The organism is Chryseosolibacter histidinae (genome assembly GCF_018598225.1).
Taxonomy (GTDB): domain Bacteria; phylum Bacteroidota; class Bacteroidia; order Cytophagales; family Cyclobacteriaceae; genus Chryseosolibacter; species Chryseosolibacter histidini.
Map to the genome: position 1 here is coordinate 190,757 of NZ_JAHESF010000014.1, position 19,269 is coordinate 210,025.

The window sequence follows — 19,269 nt, forward strand, 5'->3', positions numbered from 1 at the left end:
GGGAGAACGCATTTTTTCCCAGCGGGCCGCCACAATACCGAACACAGCAGTTCCGAAATCGGTCGATCCTATCAACTTCCGTTTATTTATTTCCCGAGACCAGCTCAACCCTGTTCAGCGTATAACTAAAACTCTCATTACCCACCCTGAATTCCTTATTTTCATCCAGCACAAAAAGAACATTTTCGTCTCCCCGCAGCAAGTATAAATACGCGTTGGCTTCTACCGTTAGCTTGTAAACTACCGCGTCAGGAACTGATCTCATACCTTTAACAGTGGTCCACGTTCCTTCCAGTATTTTCTGCTGGTGGGTGCTTCCGTCGGGTTGTTTAACTACATCGCCACCACCCGAAAGCAACAGCGTGTAGGTTGCCGGTTGAAACGTAACGGGGTCACGGTAAAGCACAAGCCTCCATTTTAATTTCGGGCAATCAACAGGAATTGACAGGTTCAATTGTCGAGCTATCCCATCACAGGGAGGCCTTCCTTCAAAAACACCCAATACAGCCGGCCCCGTTGGTATGGCGCGGAAGGTAACGGTTTGCGAAAGTCTATTATCAGCCGCGGCTGTTTGTGCTTTTAAAGCATCTGCCAGCATGCACGTTAAGGCGATGGCAACTATTATCAAAGTATTTTTCATGATGCTATTTTTTTAATTCAATCAACCCGGGCTATTGGTTTATCTATCCGGTTCAACGTATAACTCCATGCCGCGCTTCCTATCATCAGGCGCTGATCGCTATCCAGCAAATGAAGAAGGTTGTCGCTGAGCTTTAAAAAAGAAATTGTCTCGTTCGTTGTTTTGTCTTTCAACCGGTAAACAATCGCCTCGCGGGTTGGCCCTGCTATGTTAACAATGGCCCAAGCTCCTTCCATTTCAATTTTCTTTCCGCCAGCCAGTCCGGTAGTTCCTTGCTTCGGCAATCCATACAAGGCCTGGAGCTTGAAGGTGGTTGGTGTTTTTGCAGCGGCATCCTCGTAAAGTGTGAGCTTCCATTGAATGAGCCTGCAATCGTCATGCATGGCAATACCTGGCAGCGGTCTCGATCCCTGGCTGCAGGGTGTGCTGGCCACAAAGATGCCAGCCACCGAAGTGGTCTCCGGTCTGTTTTGTTGCGGGCAGCCATTCATTGCTATAAAAAGCAACGAGGCTTTAAAAATAAGTTTGAGCTGTGTCATTGCATTTTCATTTAATGAAAGTTACCCCGTGGTAACAGGTGTGCCTAAAAGTTTACACCTAATCACATAGTTTCTTGACGAAAGGGGGCACGCGCTTTCAACAAAGCAGCGGTGAGCGCTGGGCAACGATCAAATACCGCTGATCATCTTCCTGTGATTCAAGCCCCATTGCTGCAGATCCTGTGCTATCGGTATGAGAGATTGCCCGTATTTGGTGAGCGCATAGGTGACCGTGACAGGGCGTGTGTTTTGCACAGTTCTGGTGATGATCTTATTCTCTTCAAGGACCCTCAGCTCTTTGGAAAGCACTTTCGCTGATATTCCTATGATATCCTTTTCCAGTTTCTTGAAATGATGCAAATCATCGGGGTTTTTACCGATGCGTAGCACAATGAATAGTTTCCACTTGCCACCCAGAAGCTCGAGGCTGTCACGCAACGCCAAAAAGTTGGTTTTACATTGCTGGTGCGGGAACACGTGTTTTTTTGTTTTCATGGTTACGTTCAGCCAGGTAGTTACCTCCGGGTAACGCATGGTGCGGATAAATACCCGGCCTCTAATTTTGTCATTAAACGTACAAAATTCAAAGCGATGAAAGTGATACTTTATGCTAATGTTTCTGCTAACGGAAAAGTTCTGTTGTCTGAAAACCCGAATCACCAGGTGCCCCAGGAAGTGCTGATGGCGGCCATGCAGCACATTACGCGGGCGGGCAATCTTGTGATGGGCAGAAAATCATTTGAAAATTTCGAAAAAGTTCTTGGCGGAGCGGATAAGGTGAGGGCAGCGTTGCCGGGTGTGGAGCTCGTCTGGCTTTCGGGGAAGAGACAAAGCGCCAACGACCGCACCGTGGCCAGCACTCCTGAAGAGGCCATCCATTACCTGACGCAAAAAGGATTCGATGAAATTATCATTGGTGGCGGAACAGAAACCTACAATGCTTTCCTGGAAAAAGACCTGATAACCGACGTGGTTCTCAATATCATTCCGATCATTTCGGCCGGCGGAATTATCGGCACAAGCGATGACCTGAACATTAAATTCAGGCACGCCGAACATAAGCTTCTCACACCCGATGTAATACAGCTTTCTTTAAGCAAATTTTCGGAGCTTAAAAAATGACATCATCAAAGATCCGGTCACCCATCAGTTTTTTTGTGCCGTCCCTTTTTGCGCTGGCTCGGCTATATCCCTGAACAGGAGCATGTCTGATAGCCGTGACGAGGCGCCATGGTAAAACCCATTTTCATGTTCAAACCCCTTGGGATTTTTCCAGGTGCCAAACAATATGTCATAGATGGCGATGTCTGAATAGTTGTAAGCGTGAATACCTTTGGCGTGATGCAAGGCATGCGCTTCGGGCCGCTGCACGATGTACCCCAGCCAAACCGGCGTGCGAATATTGGCATGCTGAAACATGCTGAAAAAAGTATTGGCCAACAGGATGATGGTAGACGCCTGCGGACTGAAGCCTGCCACCAATACCAGGAGCAAGCTGCCCAATACCGTGTAGCCGATCATATCCATGGGACTGAAGAGAAAGGCACCGTACGTATCGAGCCGCTCAGCGCTGTGATGCATCTGGTGGAAGACACGCCACAGCACATTGTTTTTATGCATCGACCAGTGCCATGCATATACGCCAAACTGGTAGATCAATATGCCCGCAACGGCCCCACCCAGCGTGCCTAAGCCCGTGAGGTCGAAGATCTGGTGGGCAGAAAGGTATTCGTTCCAAAGCAGCGGCAGGTAGCTGGAAAGGTAAAAGTAGATGGCAAAAAAGATCAGTCCCTTGAACTTCCAGTACCTTATGGTGGGTAACGCACGAGCAGGAAACAAAGCCTCCCAGATCATCAGGCCCATATACAGCGCGATCACAATAAGGCTTATGGGGTCAAGCAAAATTTCCAGTGGTGTTGGCATGTGAGTTTGACGTTTTAAAGTTTAAGGTTTCAAGTTTCAAATTTCAAGTTTGAAGTTTGAAGTTTGAAGTTATTCAAAGGATCGGGCTCAGGCTCAACTTGAAACCTGAAACTTGAAACCAAGATACGGGTGTGGAGTGAGGGCGGCTTTTCTCAGGGGTTCAACTTTTTTGCTTTTTGGATTTTCGCGCTGGTGAGGTGTGTTAGGGCGAGCCTTATTGGTTTTTGTACTGCAGTGGAGACATGCCATACTTTTGTTTAAAGATGCGGCTAAAGTGCGAAAGGTTTTCAAAGCCGCTGTTGAAAGCTACCTCGCTTACACTTTTTGTGCTGGTTTCAATCAACATCTTTGCATGATCCAGCCGTTTTTGTGTAAGCCATTTACCGGGGCTGGTGCCGTAATATTCGGTAAATTCTTTTTTGAAAGCAGAGGTGCTGCGATGCGCCATGCGGGCAAACTGGGCGATGGTAAGGTTGAACATGTAGTTGGTCTCCATGACCTGCCAGAGCGGAACTTTGTTCATGTTCAGCAAGCTGTTGGCATGGGCCAGCAGCGCGGCGTTGGCCGGATCCAGAAACAGGCTGAAGAGCAGCTCTTTAAACTTAAGCTCGAGCAACGCTTCGGCTGGCGGCGTGGCTTGTTTAAAGTAAGGAAGGATGCTGTAAAAAAATGCCTCGGTGGTTTCGTTCACATTGATCTCTATCAGCATGTCGCGGGGCGGTTCAGGCAGGCCTTTCAATGGCAGGTGCTGGTAATATTCGTTCACCACCTGCCTGAAAAAACTGTCCTGGAAATAAAAGGCGAGCACCTCCCACCCTACCAGTTCCGGAAGCTCCTGCAGATAGGCCGTCTTGCGTGTAAGCAGGCATGAGTGCCGGGTAAGCGTCCACGATTTTCCGTTGTGATGCATGGTGCGCGAACCTTCGAGCGTAAACATGATCTCGTTGTAGTGCGAAAAAAGTTGTATATGCTTGTCTACCTGGGGGCACCTGTAATGCAGGAAGAGTGCATCCTTCACCGCCAGTTGTTTAAAAGCAACCGGGTCGGCAATGGTATCGTCATAATTATTAAATACAAGGCTCATACAGAGGGCTTAGAGACCAAGTTAATATTTTCCGCCAACCGGCACAAGGCATCCATGAGAAGGGCTTCAGAAACCAATTCAGTGTTCTTTGCGGTTCGCCCGTTCTTCCATCTGCCGGTATTCCGTACTTCGCACCTCGTATTTCGTACCTTCTATATTATATTACCTTTGCACCAGGAAGCCACTACCCGTCACCATGATCTTCGAACTTTTACGCTTAAGCATCGATATAACGGATGAAGACTTCAATGAAATTTATCCGGAGCACATCAGGGCCCTGGCAAGGAAACACTGGACACCCGTGGCCGTGGCCAAAACAGCTTCAGAATTCCTGGTCGCCCGGCGGGGCACCCGGGTGCTCGATATCGGATCGGGGGCGGGTAAATTCTGCATGATCGGTGCCGCCAATACAAAAGGACATTTTACGGGCATCGAGCAACGGCCGGAGCTTGTTGAATTATCCAAAAAACTCTCGGCCTCCTACGGTTTGCCCAATACGGATTTCATACACGCCAACGTCACGTCCATACGCTTCAGGGATTACGACGCCTTCTATCTCTACAATCCCTTCCAAGAGAACATCGACGTCCGTCACCGGATCGATGAGACCGTTCGGTTGAGCACGGAGCTTTATGATGCTTATTCCATCCATACCATCAACCAGCTCTCAACCCTTCCATCCGGCGCACGCCTCGCCACCTACTGGACTCCCTCCGCTGTTGTGCCTGCCAACTTCAAGCTGGTAGACACTTTGTATAAAGGGAATCTGAATCTCTGGGAAAAGTGGTAAACCGGTAATCGGTGATCGTGGGTGGTGCAAGCGAGGGATGCCCCGGAAGCTTACTGCGTACTTAATTCGAAAGCATGACACTTTCGTAAGCACGCTGTCAAATGGGGATCCTTCATTCGCGCATCTCCAGCGCTCAATCCACTATTCAGGATGACGGAACAACCGCGGCGCTATGGTTACTGACTAACGATTGCTGACTACCTGACTACCAATTAAAATTAAGGGATGGCAAAAGTAATATTTACCTGCGCTCCGTTCACTGAAAATAAAAAAGCCCGGGCTGCAACAACCCAGGCTCTTCAATTTTCGGGAGAAACTTATTAATCCCATTTCCAGTCGCCGGCGAGCTTCAGGGGCTCCTCGAGGTGGCTGTCGATCATAAATTGTTTGGTGGTTTCAGAATCCATTTTAGACGCGGGAAGTTTTTCAGCATCGGCGAGTCCAAAGAGGATCATCGTGCCGAAGCGCGCCGTATTGCGGATATGATCTTCGTTCACGAGCTTAAAATCGTCGCAGTTGGCATGGTAGCATCCGTAGATAGAGCGGTCGAGATTGCTGTGAAGCCCCAGCACCGGAATACCTTCGAGCATGAACGGCTGATGATCGCTGTGCAGGTGAGACTCTCCGGAGATCTTGTTCTTGAAGATGGTATCCACTTTCGCAACTTCAGCGCCCAGGTTACGGAAGAAGGTGGTATCACTGAGCTTGCCCCCGGCATTGATGCCGATCGGGTTGCCAGTCATATCCAGGTTCATCATGTACTTGATGTTTTCAATGGAGCCATTTTTTACAGCTTCGTTCACCATATACGTCGAGCCGAGCAGGCCCTGCTCCTCGCCCATGAACATGATGAACTGCACGGTTCTTCTCGGAGTTAACTTGTTGGCTTTGAAGGCGCGGGCGATATCCAGGATGGAAAATGATCCGATACCATTGTCGATCGCACCGGTGGCCAGATCCCAGGAATCCAGGTGCCCGCCGATCAGAATGCGTTCATCGGGAAGCTCGGAACCTTTGATGGTGGCAATCACATTGCGGGCCTTGATGGGATCGCTGTGGTTCGTCATCGCGATGTGGGCACTGATCTTCTTCTTTGCTTTCAACTTTTCTTTTAAGGCAAAGCCGTCCTCCTTCGAGATGCAGATGGCCGGAATGGTTAATAACTCTCCGGTAACAGAGGCCGTACCGGTAAACAACACACCGCCGTCAACCTGGTTATAAATGATCACTCCTTTTGCGCCATGACGCAGGGCAATGGCTGTTTTCTCGCTGCGGTGGAGGTTTCTTGAGCCTTCGGGGCTACCTGGTAAAATACCTATATAAAAGAATGCGATCTTGTCTTTTACCGCCGTGGGATTGGCTGCGTAGTCCGCTTCCAGGCCACTGCCCATGTCCACCAGCTCTCCGGTAACGTCAGCACTAACAGGCGAGTGTCCCAGGGTTACGGCTTTCACTGAATCGCCATCGATCTGAACGGCGATGTCGCCACGTGACCAGGCCTCCACTTCAAACTCCTGGTAAGCAACGTCCTCAAAACCATATTCCTTGAATTTGTTATACGTATATTCTTCCGCTTTATGACCGTTTTCAGAACCCGTAAGCCGGTGGCCGATGGTAGCGGTAGCCTCTCCCAGCGTGGCGTATGCTTTCGAATTTTGTTTGATCTCCGTGTCAATGCGGGCGAACGTTTCGTTCAGGGCTTCTTTTTTTTGGCAGGCTGATGCAACAGCAAGAGCGAGCACTAGCAGGGGCAGTTTTCTCATAGACAGGCAATATAAATACTTCCCCCCTTTTCCCAGGCGCTTTTTTGATAAGGATCAAAGAATTTCTTGCCAGCGGGCTCACAATTCAGATTTGCTCCAGAATCGTCGTGCTGATTTACCACCATGAATCCATGGTTAGCACAAATCCGGAAAGAGCGCCGGGGACTGATCATTCTGCTATCGGTCATACTTGTTGCCATCTCTGTTGTCACCCGGGTCTTATTGATGGCAAAAGCCTTTGCCCAGGTTGATTTCAGCGTTTCAAACGATCTCGAGATGGCCTTCATCGGCCTCTTTTACGACCTTGTGAACGCCGTGTATTTTTCGGCGCCGCTTGCCCTTTACCTGTGGCTGATCCCGGGCCGCGTCTATCGCAAACCGTGGCACATTTACGTGCTCTATGGGTGGTTCTTTGTGCTGATCTTCATCCTGGTGTTCAACGGTGTTGCCGAGTGGCTGTTCTGGGACGAATTCAGCTCACGGTTCAATTTCATCGCCGTGGATTACCTGATCTATACAACGGAGGTAGTGGGCAACATCAGCCAGTCGTATCCCATTGGCTGGATCATGATCGCCATCACGGGTATTGTGGTGCTCATGGTCATGGCGGTAAGACCGTGGATCAGGGCGTCGGCCGGATCGCATGAGCCCTTCAGGATCAGAACGAAATATTTTGCTATTTTCAGCATCGTCTTTGCCATACTTCTGGTTACCGTCACAAGCAAGTATCACCAATACAGCAGAAATACGCTTGTGAACGAGCTCTCCGGAAACGGCATGTATGAGCTGTTCGCCGCCTACCGGAATAATGAGCTGGATTACGACCGCTTCTACAAAGGACTGCCGGCGCAGGAAGCGATGAAGCTTGTGCGGGAGAACCTGAAAACCAAAGAAGCCGAATACCTTTCCAGCAACCCGTTCAGCATCACCAGAAGGATCATGAACCGGGGCCCTGAAAAGAAATTCAACGTTGTGCTCATCAGCGTGGAAAGCCTGAGCGCCGAGTTCCTGGGCAGGTTCGGCAATACCGAGGGCATTACGCCGTTCCTGGATTCGCTGTCACAACACAGTCTCGTGTTCACAAACCTGTACGCAACCGGTACCCGTACCGTGAGAGGACTGGAAGCGCTCTCGCTCTGCGTGCCGCCCACCCCGGGGCAGTCTATTGTGCGGCGCCCCAACAACGAGAACCTTTTCTCGCTGGCCTCGGTATTCAATGAAAAGGGATATTCGAGCCAGTTCATTTACGGGGGCTACAGCTATTTTGATAACATGGGCTATTTCTTCGAGAACAACGGTTATGGCCTCATCGACCGGTCTTCGCTTGGCGATGAGGAGATCGACTACGAAAACATCTGGGGTGTTGCCGACGAAAACCTGTTTACGCTGGCATTGCGTGAGATCGACTCCGAGGTAACAAGGCACCCTGTATTCTCGCACATTATGACCACCTCCAACCACAGGCCTTACACCTACCCGGGTGGCAGGATCGACATTCCTTCGCACACGTCGCGCCGTGGTGCCGTTAAATACACCGACTATTCTATCGGGAAGTTCATCCGCGAAGCGTCAAAAAAAACCTGGTTCGATCATACGGTGTTTGTGATCGTGGCGGATCACTGTGCATCCAGCGCGGGAAAGACAAAACTTCCCGTGGATAAATATCACATTCCGCTGCTCATCTACTCACCGAAGAATATCCCGGCCGGAACCATGGACAGGCTCATGAGCCAGATCGACATAGGACCGACCTTGCTTGGGTTGCTGAATTTCTCCTACACCAGCGACTTCTATGGTTACGACATCTACAAGCTCGAGCCGGGCAGGGAACGCGCCTTCATCAGCACTTACCAGAACCTTGGTTATATTCGCGATAAGGAGCTTGTGATCCTTTCGCCGCAATCGAAGGTGGAGACCTTTCAAATTACAGAAGATAGTCAAACAGCGGTCAAGGCGGAAGATCCGCAGCTGGTCCGGGAGGCGATCTCCTGGTACCAATCAGCCAGCTACTCCTTCAAAAACGGCTCGATGAAAGCAAAACAGTATACCAGTCATGAAAATACTGATTATTGAAGACGAAAAAGAGCTGGCCAAAAGCATCGCGCGGTACCTTCGTGAAGAGAGCTATATTGTAGAGGTCGCGCACTCCGCACACGAGGCTGAAGAAAAAATACTGGCATTCGACTACGACTGTATTTTGCTTGACATTTCCCTGCCGGATGGAAACGGCCTCAAAGTTCTGGAAGCCCTGAAGAAGAATAAAAAAGAGGACGGGGTGATCATCATCACCGCCAAAAATTCACTGGAAGACCGCGTGGCAGGGCTCAACCTGGGGGCAGACGACTACCTGGCAAAACCCTTTCACATGCCCGAGCTGATCGCCCGGATCGGGGCTGTTATCCGCAGAAAAAAATTCGGTGGCAGCTCCAGGATAGAATTCAATGAGATCGCCATCGACCTGATGGCGAAAACCGTGTTTATCGGAGACAAAGAGATCGACCTCACCCGCAAGGAATTTGACCTGCTTGTTTTCCTGACGGCCAATAAAAACCGTGTTGTTTCAAAGAATGCCATTGCCGAGCACCTGAGCGGCGACAATGCAGAGCTGCTGGACAAATTCGATTTTATCTACTCGCACATGAAAAATCTGAAGCGAAAAGTACAGGAAGCCGGCGGCGAAGACTATATTAAGACCGTGTACGGATTGGGTTACAAATTTTCGGTATGAGGCTCTTACAAGTCAGCCTGCGCAGCCTGATGCTCTATGCGCTCCTCCTGGTGCTGGTGAGCATTCCTGTGTCGTTTTTCTTCATAGAAAGACTGCTGAACGCTGACGTGGATAAATCGCTCGGCTTCCGCCTGGATCAGTTCGAGCAGCATCTGAAGCTCTACGAATCACTGGCTGACATAGAGACGGACCTGGCTGTGATGGACCGTCTCATTGTTGACATCGACATTCTGCCAGCGGATCAGATCACCAAGCGCGTATTCCGCACCGTTGAACGTTACGACAGCCTGGAAAATGAGAACAGGCCTTACCGCGAAGTCTCCACCGGTATTATCGTTCAGGGCAAAAAATATCAGCTGGCCATCCGGGAGTCGCTGCTCGATAACAACAAGCTCGTTGGAACGCTGGTGCTGGTGCAGGCGCTCCTGGCCATTCTTCTGGCAACAGGGCTGCTCCTGCTCAACCGCTCGCTTTCGCGGAAATTGTGGAAACCGTTTTACAACACGTTGAGCCAGCTGAAAGCGTTCCAGGTCGATAAGGCTGTATCCATCAACACCGAAAAATCAAACATCATCGAGTTTGATGACCTCAACGAAACCATTCAGCACCTCACGGAACGGAACCGGCAGATCTACCTGGAACAAAAAGAGTTCATCGAAAACGCGTCGCATGAGCTTCAGACACCCCTGGCCGTGTTTCAGTCGAAGCTGGACAACCTGATGCAAAGGGCGTCGCTCACCGAAGACGAAGCGCAGGAGATCATAGACCTTGAAGAAGTTGTTCAGAAGATGTCGCGTTTGAACAAGAACCTGCTGCTGCTCAGCAAGATCGACAACAATCAGTTCACCGACATCGAGATGATCGATATTGCACAAACGGCGAAGTCGCTCATTCAAAACCTAAAACCGGTGGCGGCGGTGGAAGGCATTGCTTTCCGCACGTCCATTCAACCACTGCTGATCAGGGCCAACAGCACGCTGATCGAAGTGATGCTTACCAACCTCTTCCAAAACGCAGTACGGCACACCACCAAGAATGGAACCGTGATCGTTGAAACGGGCGAGCAATACATCCGCATCTCCAACACCGGGGAGCCCCTGACGATGGATGCCGGAAAGATGTTCAAGCGGTTCCAGAAAGAAACAAAAAATGAGAAAAGCACCGGAATCGGACTCGCCATTGTGAAGAAGATCTGCGACACCAACGGTTATACGGTAGACTACCATTACAAAGATGCGATGCACGTGTTTACGGTGACGTTCTAACGCAGTTCTATGTTCTCTCTTGTAATACGGCTGCTCCAGACTTTATTCAGAATGCCGACGCTCCTTTGGCCTATGAGAACACTGATACTTTTTCTGATCTCCCTTACGGCAACCGTGAACGCTTTTTGCCAGGTGAGCCGGGTAACCATCTCCGGGAAGATCACAGACAAAACAACAGGCAGAGGATTGCCCTATGTCAACGTGGTGGTAACGGCCAGTACTGACAGCGCGTTCGTGTCCGGCACCATTACAAATGAGGCTGGTCAGTACAGCCTGGCAAACATCACTCCGGGCACCTACGTGCTGCGCATCAGTTATGTAGGCTACGTCAATGTTACCCAGTCCCTGCCTGTTGGCAAGCTCAGCGAGTTCCTGGACCTGGGTGAAATAAAGCTCGAACAGAACGTTACCGCGCTCCGGGAGGTGACGGTGATCGCCGGAACGGAAGCAGTGTCTGAGACGATGGATAAAAAAACATTCTCCATCTCTGAGAACCTGACGCAGGGAGGTGGATCACTTTTGCAGGCCATGCAGAACCTGCCCGGTGTCACCGTCACTGAAGAAGGCACCGTGCGGCTGCGCGGAAGCGACAAGGTTGCTGTGCTCATCGACGGGAAGCAAACAGCGCTCACGGGTTTCGGCAACCAGCGCGCCCTCGACAACATACCGGCTTCCGCCATTGAACGCATCGAGATCATCAACAATCCCTCCGCCAAATACGACGCCAACGGGAACGCCGGCATCATCAACATCATTTACAAAAAAGAAGTCAACAACGGCCTGAATGGTAAGCTCTCACTTACTGCCGGAGCGGGTGCACTCTGGGTAAAACGAGAGAACTACCCCACCATCCGGCCGCAGTATCAGCGAACACCCAAGATCAACCCGTCCATTTCCCTGAACTACAGGAAGAAAAAAGTAAACCTTTTCTTACAAGCTGACAACCTTTACACCCAAACCCTCAACAAGAATGAATTTGTAGACCGCTTCTACGACAACGGAGACACTGTACGGCAACAAACCAAACGGAACCGCACCACTAACATCGTTACAACGAAAGGAGGATTTGACTGGCATTTGAACGCCCGCAATATGTTCACAGTTTCCGCACTGTTCAGTAGTGAAAAGATCCTCGACCGGGGCGACGAACCATTTTTTAACGGAAGCCTCACGGAGCGAACCCGCCTCTGGAAGTTCCTGGAAGACGAGCTGAAAACAACGGTCACAGAAGTTGCATCGTGGCAGCACAAGTTCAATCAGCCAGGCCATCTGCTGAACGTAGGTGTGAACTACACCTTTCACCGCGAAGATGAAAAGTATTACTTCGAAAACATATTCCCTTCAGTAGTCGGGCTGGACTCATTCAAGCTGATCTCCGACGAGCATGTGGGTGATTTCAATATCGACTACCAGCGACCGCTCCGGTATGGCAGGTTTGAAGGCGGCATCAAGATAAGGAACCGTTATATCCCCACCAACATGCGGTTCATTCCCGGTGTGAACTCCCAGATGGATGTGAACGCGGGCGGTTGGGCAAACTACAGTGAGCTGATCCCGGCGCTCTATGGAAACTATATCCTTGAAAAAGAGAAATATGAAATAGAAGCCGGATTGCGGGTGGAATATGTCAGGATCTATTATAAGGTGAATCCCGATCACAACACCTACAGAAGCGACGGCTATCATTACACCCAACCCTTCCCGAATGTTCGCCTCGCCTACAAGCTCAATGAACGAAGCACGCTCTCGGCCTTCTACAACCGGAGGGTGGACCGGCCCAACGAGGTCGACATCCGCATCTTTCCAAAATATGACGATGCTGAAATTATCAAGGTCGGAAACCCTGGACTACGGCCACAGTTCACCAATACCTTTGAGGCCGGTTATAAAACGAATTGGAGTACAGGATTCTGGTACTCGTCTCTGTACCACAAGGCGATGGAAGCAACCATCACCCGCATCGGCAGCACGGTGCCGGGAAGCAACCTGATCTACAATATCTTTCAAAATGCCGGGAAGAGCCGCATGAACGGCGTGGAGATCATTGTGTCACAAGACTTCGGTAAAACAGCTACTGTCAGTCTCAACCTCAACGGATATAAGAACACCATCGAAGCTTTTTCAGTGACGAACTTATATCCCCGGGAGAATGTATTCTCGGCCCCGCTTCAGGAAATATATTCCGGCAGCATCAAGCTGAACAGCCGTTTCCGCCTGCCGCACAAGGTTGACGTTCAATTATCAGGTGTATACCTCGCGCCGGACATTGTACCACAAGGCAAGACCTATTCCCGCTTCTCCCTCGACCTGGGCATCAAAAAAATGATCCAGGGCGACAAGGGCGAGCTGTTCCTTAATGCAACCGACCTCGGCAATACCATGCGGGTAAAACGAAAAGTCACCGGCGACGGGTTCACCTACACCAGCACCGATTATTATGAAACACAGGTAATCCGGGCCGGGTATACCTATAAGTTCTGATTTGAAAGTCCACGGTCGATGGTCCATAGCAGACCTGTGGTAAGTCCCGGATCGTACTTCGCTCCCAATAGCTATCTGGGGAACAGTAGTGCAAAAGTCGAGTTCATACTACACGGCCATGGACCATGGACCATCGACCATGGACCATGGACTATGGACCACGCACGCATCTTACGGCCCTCGTGACGACCTGTGCAAAACGGTGCCGGCTTTTTGATAACCGGCAAGGAAGTATTAAAAAGAGGCTTACCTTTGCCCTGATGAGAGGTGCCACCATTGTGCTGATATTTTATGCCACATCCATGGTTTGCCATGGGGCGCTGGAGATCGTGCACGATCTGCTGCACTACCTGGCGGAGCATCATCATTCAACGTTACACGATCACGACCACGGCCATCACCATACCGTGCATGACCATGAGCATCACCACCACCACGCAGAAGTAGTCCATCACCACGATGCAGACCCTGAAGAAGATCAATCGCGATCAGCACTCATCAACTTCTTTCTTTTTATCCAACGGAAGCCCGTATTCGCATTTGCAAACCTGCAATTGTCAGGTGTATTCTCAGACCTGACTGCCCACATTAAAACTTCTATTCTCTTGCCTCCTACCCCGCCTCCCAGGTTTGTGTGAGGTGAATTCTTATTCAATGAATATCGCCGCGCGCTTTGCATGAACGGCAAAGTGTACGCGCGTCACGGCGTCAGCAGATCGATGACGTGAAAGATCTTTGTAAAATTTAACGACCTAAAAACTCCATGAAATTTATACTATTTCAGGCGGGGCTGATATGCCTTGTCCTGAACGTGGCATGGGCACAGGGCACCGTCAGCGGAACGATCACAGATTCGCGCAACGTTCCTTTGTCAGATGTCAGCATTTTTATTGAGGCCTTACATAAGCGCACCGTGTCTGATAAGATCGGGCGTTTTGTACTCAGGAATATTCCGTCCGGCACCTACGATCTGTCTGTTTCTTCCGTAGGATTCAAGTCGCAGCAGCAGCCGGTGACCGTGAACAACGGACAAACCACACCGGTGCAGGTAAAGCTGGAGCAGGGTGAGCTTGTACTGGCCGATGTGGTCATCACCGATCAGTTCAGCAGGGAAGTGAACACCATCTCGCAGGTGGATATCAAACTTCGTCCCGTGAATACATCGCAGGATATTCTGCGCATGATCCCGGGGTTGTTCATTGCCCAGCACGCAGGTGGCGGAAAGGCCGAGCAGATCTTTCTGCGTGGATTCGATATCGATCACGGCACGGACATCAACCTTGAAGTAGATGGTCTGCCGGTGAATATGGTCTCGCATGCCCACGGCCAGGGTTATTCCGACCTCCATTTCCTGATCCCGGAGATCGTGGGAACGGTTGACTTCAACAAAGGGCCATACTATGCCGATAAAGGCAACTTCACTACGGCTGGTTATGCTTCGTTTCAAACCAAAAATGCGTTGGAGCAGAACATGATCAAGGTTGAGGGTGGCCGTTTCGGTACGTTCAGAAATGTGAACGCCATCAATGTTCTGAACACACAAAACGGCGACTGGCGCAGCAATGCTTACGTGGCTTCCGAGTACTTCAGAACGGATGGATTCTTTGAAAGCGATCAGCACTTCAACCGCCTCAACCTGGTGGGCAAATGCAACGCTTATCGCGGCGACAAGGAAGCGCTGACCATTGGCCTCTCTACGTTCAACAGCCGGTGGGATGCTTCCGGTCAGATCCCGACGCGGGCTGTGGATGACGGATCGATTACCCGTTTCGGTTCCATCGATCCCACAGAGGGTGGTGAAACATCGCGCAGCAATGCATGGATCAGGTATATCAATACAAGCCTCAACGGAGGCATCTTTGAAAATCAGCTTTACTTTTCGAAGTATGATTTCAACCTGGTCTCCAACTTCACCTTCTTCCTGAACGATCCCGTCAATGGCGACCAGATCACCCAAAGTGAATCGCGCAATATTTACGGCTACAAAGGAAGTTACGTGATCGAATCCAACCCTGGAAACAAAAACCTCCGGAGCGAAGTGGGCGCCGGGTTCCGGTACGACGATGTGAACAACATTCACCTGTATCACACCCGGTCGCGCAAACAATTCATCAACGATGTGGCCCGGGGCGATCTTGACGAAACCAACCTTTACGCTTTCGTGAACGAAACGTTGTTCATCAACGACCGTCTTTCCCTGAATGCCGCTGTCCGCCTCGACCACTTCACCTTCAATTATGTGGATGCGCTTACACCCGATTACGCGCGACAAAGCGTGAGCAAGGCAATGGTCAGTCCGAAGCTGAACATCAGCTATCACGCCTCGCAGCGCGTGAACCTGTTTGTAAAGAGCGGCATCGGGTTCCACTCCAACGACACCCGCGTGGTGGTTGCTCAGCGAGGTGAAGAGATCCTTCCCAAAGCTTACGGACTGGATGCCGGCGCCAACTTCAAGCTGGGCGACAAACTTCTGCTGAGCACCGCGTTGTGGATGCTGGACCTGGACCAGGAGTTTGTGTACGTTGGCGATGAAGGAGTTGTTGAGCCCAGCGGAAAAACCCGGCGCAAAGGTATAGACCTGTCGTTGCGTTACCAGGCATTGCCGTGGTTGTACATCGATTCAGATGTGAACATTACCGATCCTAAAGCCAAAGGCGCACCTGAAGGCGAAGATCACATCCCGCTCGCACCCACGCTCACCAGCATCGGCGGGCTTTCAGTAAAACTCCGGAATGGCCTGAACGCAAGCCTTCGTTATCGTTACCTGGGCGATCGCCCCGCCAATGAAGACAACAGTGTTGTAGCACAAGGCTATTTCCTGCTGGATGCGGTGGTCAAGTACACCCGCAAGTCTTACGAGCTGTCGTTCTCCGCAGAAAACCTGCTGAACGAAGCCTGGAATGAAGCGCAATTCGATACAGAATCAAGACTTCAGAACGAGGTTGATCCGGTATCAGAAATTCACTTCACACCAGGGACACCATTCTTCTTCAAGGTTGGGATGAGTTTCTTTTTCTGATTTCAAACAAGGGAGGGTAAGCTTTAACCGCAGAGGACGCGGAGAGAACGCAGAGCATTTCTCCGCGTTCTTTGCGTTTTCCTTTGCGGCCTTTGCGTTTTGGATTTTTGCATTTAATGTTTCACAACCCTCGTGATCACCTTATCATTTTTTGAATACGCCACCAGGCTGACATCAGGGCTTAACGCATACACTACCGGAAATTCTGCACCCTCAGATCCCGGAATCTTCACCGCCTGCTCTCCTAGGATCGAAAATGTAATAACGCCGGTAGCACCATGACCTGCTGCGTGGCCCGAATGGCCTGCGTGCGTGGCGTGTTGCTGCTGCGTTTCATCCCACACCGCCACGATCTTGTCACCGGAGGCTACCACTTGCGGGTGGCGCGCTTCTTCAGAAAGCAATTGACGTGGTTGAAAGGTGGTACCGTTGTCCAACGACTTTGTAAAATAAATCCCGGGTTGGCCTCCCGCCGTGAACCATGTAACAAACAATCCTGCCTGGTTTACCGCCATCGATGCGCCGGTATGCGGGCATCCATCGATCAGCCAATTATCGGGACTGACTTTGCCGGTAGCGGTGAACGTTACGCCATTGTCATTTGAAACAGCATGAACAAAATCACGGACCTGTCCCTTCACGGTAGATTCAATATCGCGGTACACCACGTGAACGTTATTCGCAGGATCGACATACAGATCGGTGCGGCAGCATTCACATACGGTTTCGCCGATCTGATGGTCGGGCTCAAAACCTTGCTCACCTTTTGTTTTGGTAAAGAAAAGCGCAGATCCCTCCTTTCCGGATTTAAAACGGCTATCTACCCAAACGGCACCTATTTCACCATCCGGCAGCGCGGCAATATCGAAGAAGCTCCGGCTGTTGTCTGCGAGCGTATCGGAGTGAAGATATTTTGCCTTTGTCCATGATCTTCCCTGGTCAAACGACTGACAATACAGGATCGACCCCGCATATTTGTTTTTCTCCGTTGGATGCTTTTTTGAAAACACCACCACGATGGTCCCGTCCTTTTTGAAGGCGATCTTGTTCATGCTCTCGTTGTGGATGCTGGTGCCTTCCGAGGCAGGAATGCTGATGGGTTCAGTAAACTTCTTTTGCGCCTCGTTATATACCGCATACCGGAGTCGTAGGTTACCTTCCGCTCCTTCTGTCCAGCACAACACAGGCTTTCCTGATGGATCGCTTGAAAAGTAAGGCGCACCGGCTGCATCATTACCCGAAGCGATCGCGGCCTCCGACACTTCTATCTTGCGCACACTGTTCTGACAACTGAAGAAGGCCGGAATGAGCAATAGTAATAAACACTTTCTCATCATATCGTTTATGATTTACCTGTAAAATTATACTGGATGCCGAAGACAAAGGTGCGGGGCGGTGCCGATGTGTAGGTGGCCCGGTCTGTGGCGTTGTTACCCCGCGTGGCACTGAAAGCATACAACTCGTCTGTAAGATTCATCACGTTCATGAATACTTCTGCGCCTTTCCATTTGTAACCCGTGCGAAAGTTCAGCACACTGATGCCCTTCATACCCAACACGCCTTTGTCTTCATACTTCACCGTGTTCACCTGGTTCTGGTACCAGCTGCTCATGCGTTGCCACTCCACGCCTATCCTGAATCCTTTGATGAATTCAGGTTTGTAAACCACTTCACTGTTGGCGATCCACGAAGGCGCGCTGGGCATTACCTTGCCGTTAACGTTTTGTACCTGATCCGTTGATCTTGTGCTGAGCACAAATTCATCAAAACGATGCACGGCATTGGTGCCCCCGAAACGGACCATCCACTGCGCATCGGGCCGGTAGGTCAAACCATACTCGATACCTTTGTGCGTGGTCTTTCCGGCACTCTGATAATCGGTTGAATTGTCAGGCTGGCGAATGTTCAGCAGCTCATTGGTACCCCCCATGTGATAGAGGGCTACGTCCGCGTCCAGGGTGTTTTTGATCAGGCTCACCCATCCACCCACTTCATAGTTGGTGAACCTCGCTGGCGTAAGATTGTAGTAAAATTCTGCAGGATCGGTGCTCGGCTTCTTACGGAAAATGGAGGTCAGTCCCGGAGGTGAAAAGCCCTGGCTGTAGTTTGCATACAGGCCTGCATCTTCTGTAACGGAATACGTGGCGCCGATCTTGGGCGTAAACTGTTCGTATGATTTTTTGCCGGTGGTATTATCGAGGTAGTTGGTGTAATCAAAAGACATGTTGTCGTAACGACCGCCCAGGGTAATGGTCAGCTTCTCCAGGGGTTTTATCTCGGCCTGCAGGTACACGGCGCTGTTCACCAGGTCTGCATCGTAGTCGGCGATCCTGATATCGGGCCGTTCCTCACTGATGCTGTACTTTTCAACCGACTTCCCATCCGCCCGCAGTTGTGCGTTGAGGTCTATCCGGTAAGCATCATACGTGGTGGGAGAATGATCGAGACTCACCCCCGCCATCAACCGGGTGCGCAGTGGTTGTATCGTAACAGCGTGCTGCAAAATAAATCCCTGGCTCTTAAAATCATTGACGTTGATCTCGCCGGTAGCGGTGGTCTGGCCCGTGGTCCAGCGGATGCCATACGCTGGATTCTGACCGATGGAGTTGTCGCGGTAAAACAGGTGCAGCGTTGTGTGATTGTTCTCATTCCACGCATGTTCGGTTGAGAGCCGCACCCGCAGCGCCTTCACTTCGCGGTAGGTAAAATCCGATGTGCTTACATAAGCCCTGTTATAAAAAGCAACGCTGTCCACACTTCCCGGCGTTTGAGAATAGTAATCATTGTAAGAACCTGCCAGCGTAAGTTTGGTGTTGGCAGACAGCGCATAGTCCCACCGGGCGTTGATGGAATTTTTATCGTAGTCCGAATACGTCATCCATCCGTTTTGCTGCTTCGCATAAAAGCCGCCAACGTACAGGCCAGACTTTCGGCTGATCATGCCCCCTGCCCCAGTCGCGTATAAACAACTCCCAGCCCCCCCCACAAGAGGCACTCGGGGATGGCGGCGGGGGGGGGGAAAAAAAAAGGGGGGGGG

Annotated in this window: 16 protein-coding genes; 8 read left to right on the plus strand and 8 right to left on the minus strand. The window is 50.7% G+C overall.

What is annotated here, in order from left to right:
- Nucleotides 1-82: 82 nt before the first annotated feature.
- From KK083_RS16055 to KK083_RS16065, 3 genes are all read right to left on the minus strand, one after another.
- Entirely contained in the window at nt 83-640 is a 558-nt protein-coding gene (locus KK083_RS16055; protein ID WP_254164522.1) for a hypothetical protein, read from the minus strand.
- A 17-nt stretch (nt 641-657) separates the two neighbouring features.
- Nucleotides 658-1,179 carry a copper resistance protein NlpE N-terminal domain-containing protein gene (locus tag KK083_RS16060; protein ID WP_254164524.1) on the minus strand — a complete coding sequence of 174 codons (522 nt, stop codon included), beginning with the start codon at nt 1,177-1,179 and terminating at the stop codon, nt 658-660.
- 129 nt (nt 1,180-1,308) lie between these two features.
- On the minus strand, nt 1,309-1,674 hold the full coding sequence (locus KK083_RS16065; protein WP_254164526.1) for a winged helix-turn-helix transcriptional regulator: 366 nt from the start codon (nt 1,672-1,674) through the stop codon (nt 1,309-1,311).
- Between the two features lie 96 nt (nt 1,675-1,770).
- On the opposite strand from KK083_RS16065, the gene KK083_RS16070 reads away from it, so the two are divergent.
- Nucleotides 1,771-2,301, plus strand: a complete 531-nt coding sequence (locus tag KK083_RS16070; RefSeq protein ID WP_254164528.1) for a dihydrofolate reductase family protein — start codon at nt 1,771-1,773, stop codon at nt 2,299-2,301.
- A gap of 24 nt (nt 2,302-2,325) precedes the next feature.
- Here the strand turns inward: KK083_RS16070 and KK083_RS16075 are convergent, their stop codons facing one another.
- On the minus strand, nt 2,326-3,102 hold the full coding sequence (locus tag KK083_RS16075) for a sterol desaturase family protein (RefSeq protein WP_254164530.1): 777 nt from the start codon (nt 3,100-3,102) through the stop codon (nt 2,326-2,328).
- A 214-nt stretch (nt 3,103-3,316) separates the two neighbouring features.
- Nucleotides 3,317-4,186, minus strand: a complete 870-nt coding sequence (locus KK083_RS16080; protein WP_254164532.1) for a helix-turn-helix transcriptional regulator — start codon at nt 4,184-4,186, stop codon at nt 3,317-3,319.
- A 196-nt stretch (nt 4,187-4,382) separates the two neighbouring features.
- Here KK083_RS16080 and KK083_RS16085 point away from each other — a divergent pair, with 196 nt between their 5' ends.
- Nucleotides 4,383-4,976 carry a methyltransferase domain-containing protein gene (locus KK083_RS16085; RefSeq protein WP_254164534.1) on the plus strand — a complete coding sequence of 198 codons (594 nt, stop codon included), beginning with the start codon at nt 4,383-4,385 and terminating at the stop codon, nt 4,974-4,976.
- Nucleotides 4,977-5,296: 320 nt separating this feature from the next.
- Here the strand turns inward: KK083_RS16085 and KK083_RS16090 are convergent, their stop codons facing one another.
- Nucleotides 5,297-6,739, minus strand: coding sequence for a M28 family peptidase (locus tag KK083_RS16090; protein WP_254164536.1), 1,443 nt, complete (start codon nt 6,737-6,739; stop codon nt 5,297-5,299).
- 123 nt (nt 6,740-6,862) lie between these two features.
- Between KK083_RS16090 and KK083_RS16095 the strand changes: the two genes are divergently transcribed.
- From KK083_RS16095 to KK083_RS16120, 6 genes are all read left to right on the plus strand, one after another.
- Nucleotides 6,863-8,812: an LTA synthase family protein gene (locus KK083_RS16095; RefSeq protein WP_254164538.1), complete on the plus strand. Its 1,950-nt coding sequence runs from the start codon at nt 6,863-6,865 to the stop codon at nt 8,810-8,812.
- Entirely contained in the window at nt 8,793-9,467 is a 675-nt protein-coding gene (locus KK083_RS16100; protein ID WP_254164540.1) for a response regulator transcription factor, read from the plus strand. The genes KK083_RS16095 and KK083_RS16100 overlap by 20 nt, the downstream gene beginning before the upstream one ends.
- Nucleotides 9,464-10,732, plus strand: a complete 1,269-nt coding sequence (locus tag KK083_RS16105; protein ID WP_254164542.1) for a sensor histidine kinase — start codon at nt 9,464-9,466, stop codon at nt 10,730-10,732. The genes KK083_RS16100 and KK083_RS16105 overlap by 4 nt, the downstream gene beginning before the upstream one ends.
- 72 nt (nt 10,733-10,804) lie before the next feature.
- On the plus strand, nt 10,805-13,213 hold the full coding sequence (locus tag KK083_RS16110) for a TonB-dependent receptor (RefSeq protein ID WP_254164544.1): 2,409 nt from the start codon (nt 10,805-10,807) through the stop codon (nt 13,211-13,213).
- A 125-nt stretch (nt 13,214-13,338) separates the two neighbouring features.
- A complete protein-coding gene (locus KK083_RS16115; RefSeq protein ID WP_254164546.1) occupies nt 13,339-13,851 on the plus strand; it encodes a hypothetical protein in 513 nt (170 codons plus the stop codon).
- A 125-nt stretch (nt 13,852-13,976) separates the two neighbouring features.
- The gene (locus KK083_RS16120; protein WP_254164548.1) at nt 13,977-16,232 is read left to right on the plus strand and encodes a TonB-dependent receptor; all 2,256 of its coding nucleotides are present in this window, start codon (nt 13,977-13,979) and stop codon (nt 16,230-16,232) included.
- A gap of 113 nt (nt 16,233-16,345) precedes the next feature.
- On the opposite strand, the gene KK083_RS16125 is transcribed toward KK083_RS16120, so the two are convergent.
- Both KK083_RS16125 and KK083_RS16130 read right to left on the minus strand, forming a co-directional pair.
- Entirely contained in the window at nt 16,346-17,569 is a 1,224-nt protein-coding gene (locus KK083_RS16125) for a BNR-4 repeat-containing protein (RefSeq protein WP_254164550.1), read from the minus strand.
- Between the two features lie 5 nt (nt 17,570-17,574).
- Nucleotides 17,575-19,173: a TonB-dependent receptor domain-containing protein gene (locus KK083_RS16130; RefSeq protein ID WP_254164552.1), complete on the minus strand. Its 1,599-nt coding sequence runs from the start codon at nt 19,171-19,173 to the stop codon at nt 17,575-17,577.
- Nucleotides 19,174-19,269 lie beyond the last annotated feature (96 nt).

Bases quoted from the DNA above. Each gene is read 5' to 3' on its own strand.
- KK083_RS16055 (WP_254164522.1), bottom strand. From the start codon at position 640: ATGAAAAATACTTTGATAATAGTTGCCATCGCCTTAACGTGCATGCTG.
- KK083_RS16060 (WP_254164524.1), bottom strand. From the start codon at position 1,179: ATGACACAGCTCAAACTTATTTTTAAAGCCTCGTTGCTTTTTATAGCA.
- KK083_RS16065 (WP_254164526.1), bottom strand. From the start codon at position 1,674: ATGAAAACAAAAAAACACGTGTTCCCGCACCAGCAATGTAAAACCAAC.
- KK083_RS16070 (WP_254164528.1), top strand. From the start codon at position 1,771: ATGAAAGTGATACTTTATGCTAATGTTTCTGCTAACGGAAAAGTTCTG.
- KK083_RS16075 (WP_254164530.1), bottom strand. From the start codon at position 3,102: ATGCCAACACCACTGGAAATTTTGCTTGACCCCATAAGCCTTATTGTG.
- KK083_RS16080 (WP_254164532.1), bottom strand. From the start codon at position 4,186: ATGAGCCTTGTATTTAATAATTATGACGATACCATTGCCGACCCGGTT.
- KK083_RS16085 (WP_254164534.1), top strand. From the start codon at position 4,383: ATGATCTTCGAACTTTTACGCTTAAGCATCGATATAACGGATGAAGAC.
- KK083_RS16090 (WP_254164536.1), bottom strand. From the start codon at position 6,739: ATGAGAAAACTGCCCCTGCTAGTGCTCGCTCTTGCTGTTGCATCAGCC.
- KK083_RS16095 (WP_254164538.1), top strand. From the start codon at position 6,863: ATGAATCCATGGTTAGCACAAATCCGGAAAGAGCGCCGGGGACTGATC.
- KK083_RS16100 (WP_254164540.1), top strand. From the start codon at position 8,793: ATGAAAATACTGATTATTGAAGACGAAAAAGAGCTGGCCAAAAGCATC.
- KK083_RS16105 (WP_254164542.1), top strand. From the start codon at position 9,464: ATGAGGCTCTTACAAGTCAGCCTGCGCAGCCTGATGCTCTATGCGCTC.
- KK083_RS16110 (WP_254164544.1), top strand. From the start codon at position 10,805: ATGAGAACACTGATACTTTTTCTGATCTCCCTTACGGCAACCGTGAAC.
- KK083_RS16115 (WP_254164546.1), top strand. From the start codon at position 13,339: ATGGACCATCGACCATGGACCATGGACTATGGACCACGCACGCATCTT.
- KK083_RS16120 (WP_254164548.1), top strand. From the start codon at position 13,977: ATGAAATTTATACTATTTCAGGCGGGGCTGATATGCCTTGTCCTGAAC.
- KK083_RS16125 (WP_254164550.1), bottom strand. From the start codon at position 17,569: ATGATGAGAAAGTGTTTATTACTATTGCTCATTCCGGCCTTCTTCAGT.
- KK083_RS16130 (WP_254164552.1), bottom strand. From the start codon at position 19,173: ATGATCAGCCGAAAGTCTGGCCTGTACGTTGGCGGCTTTTATGCGAAG.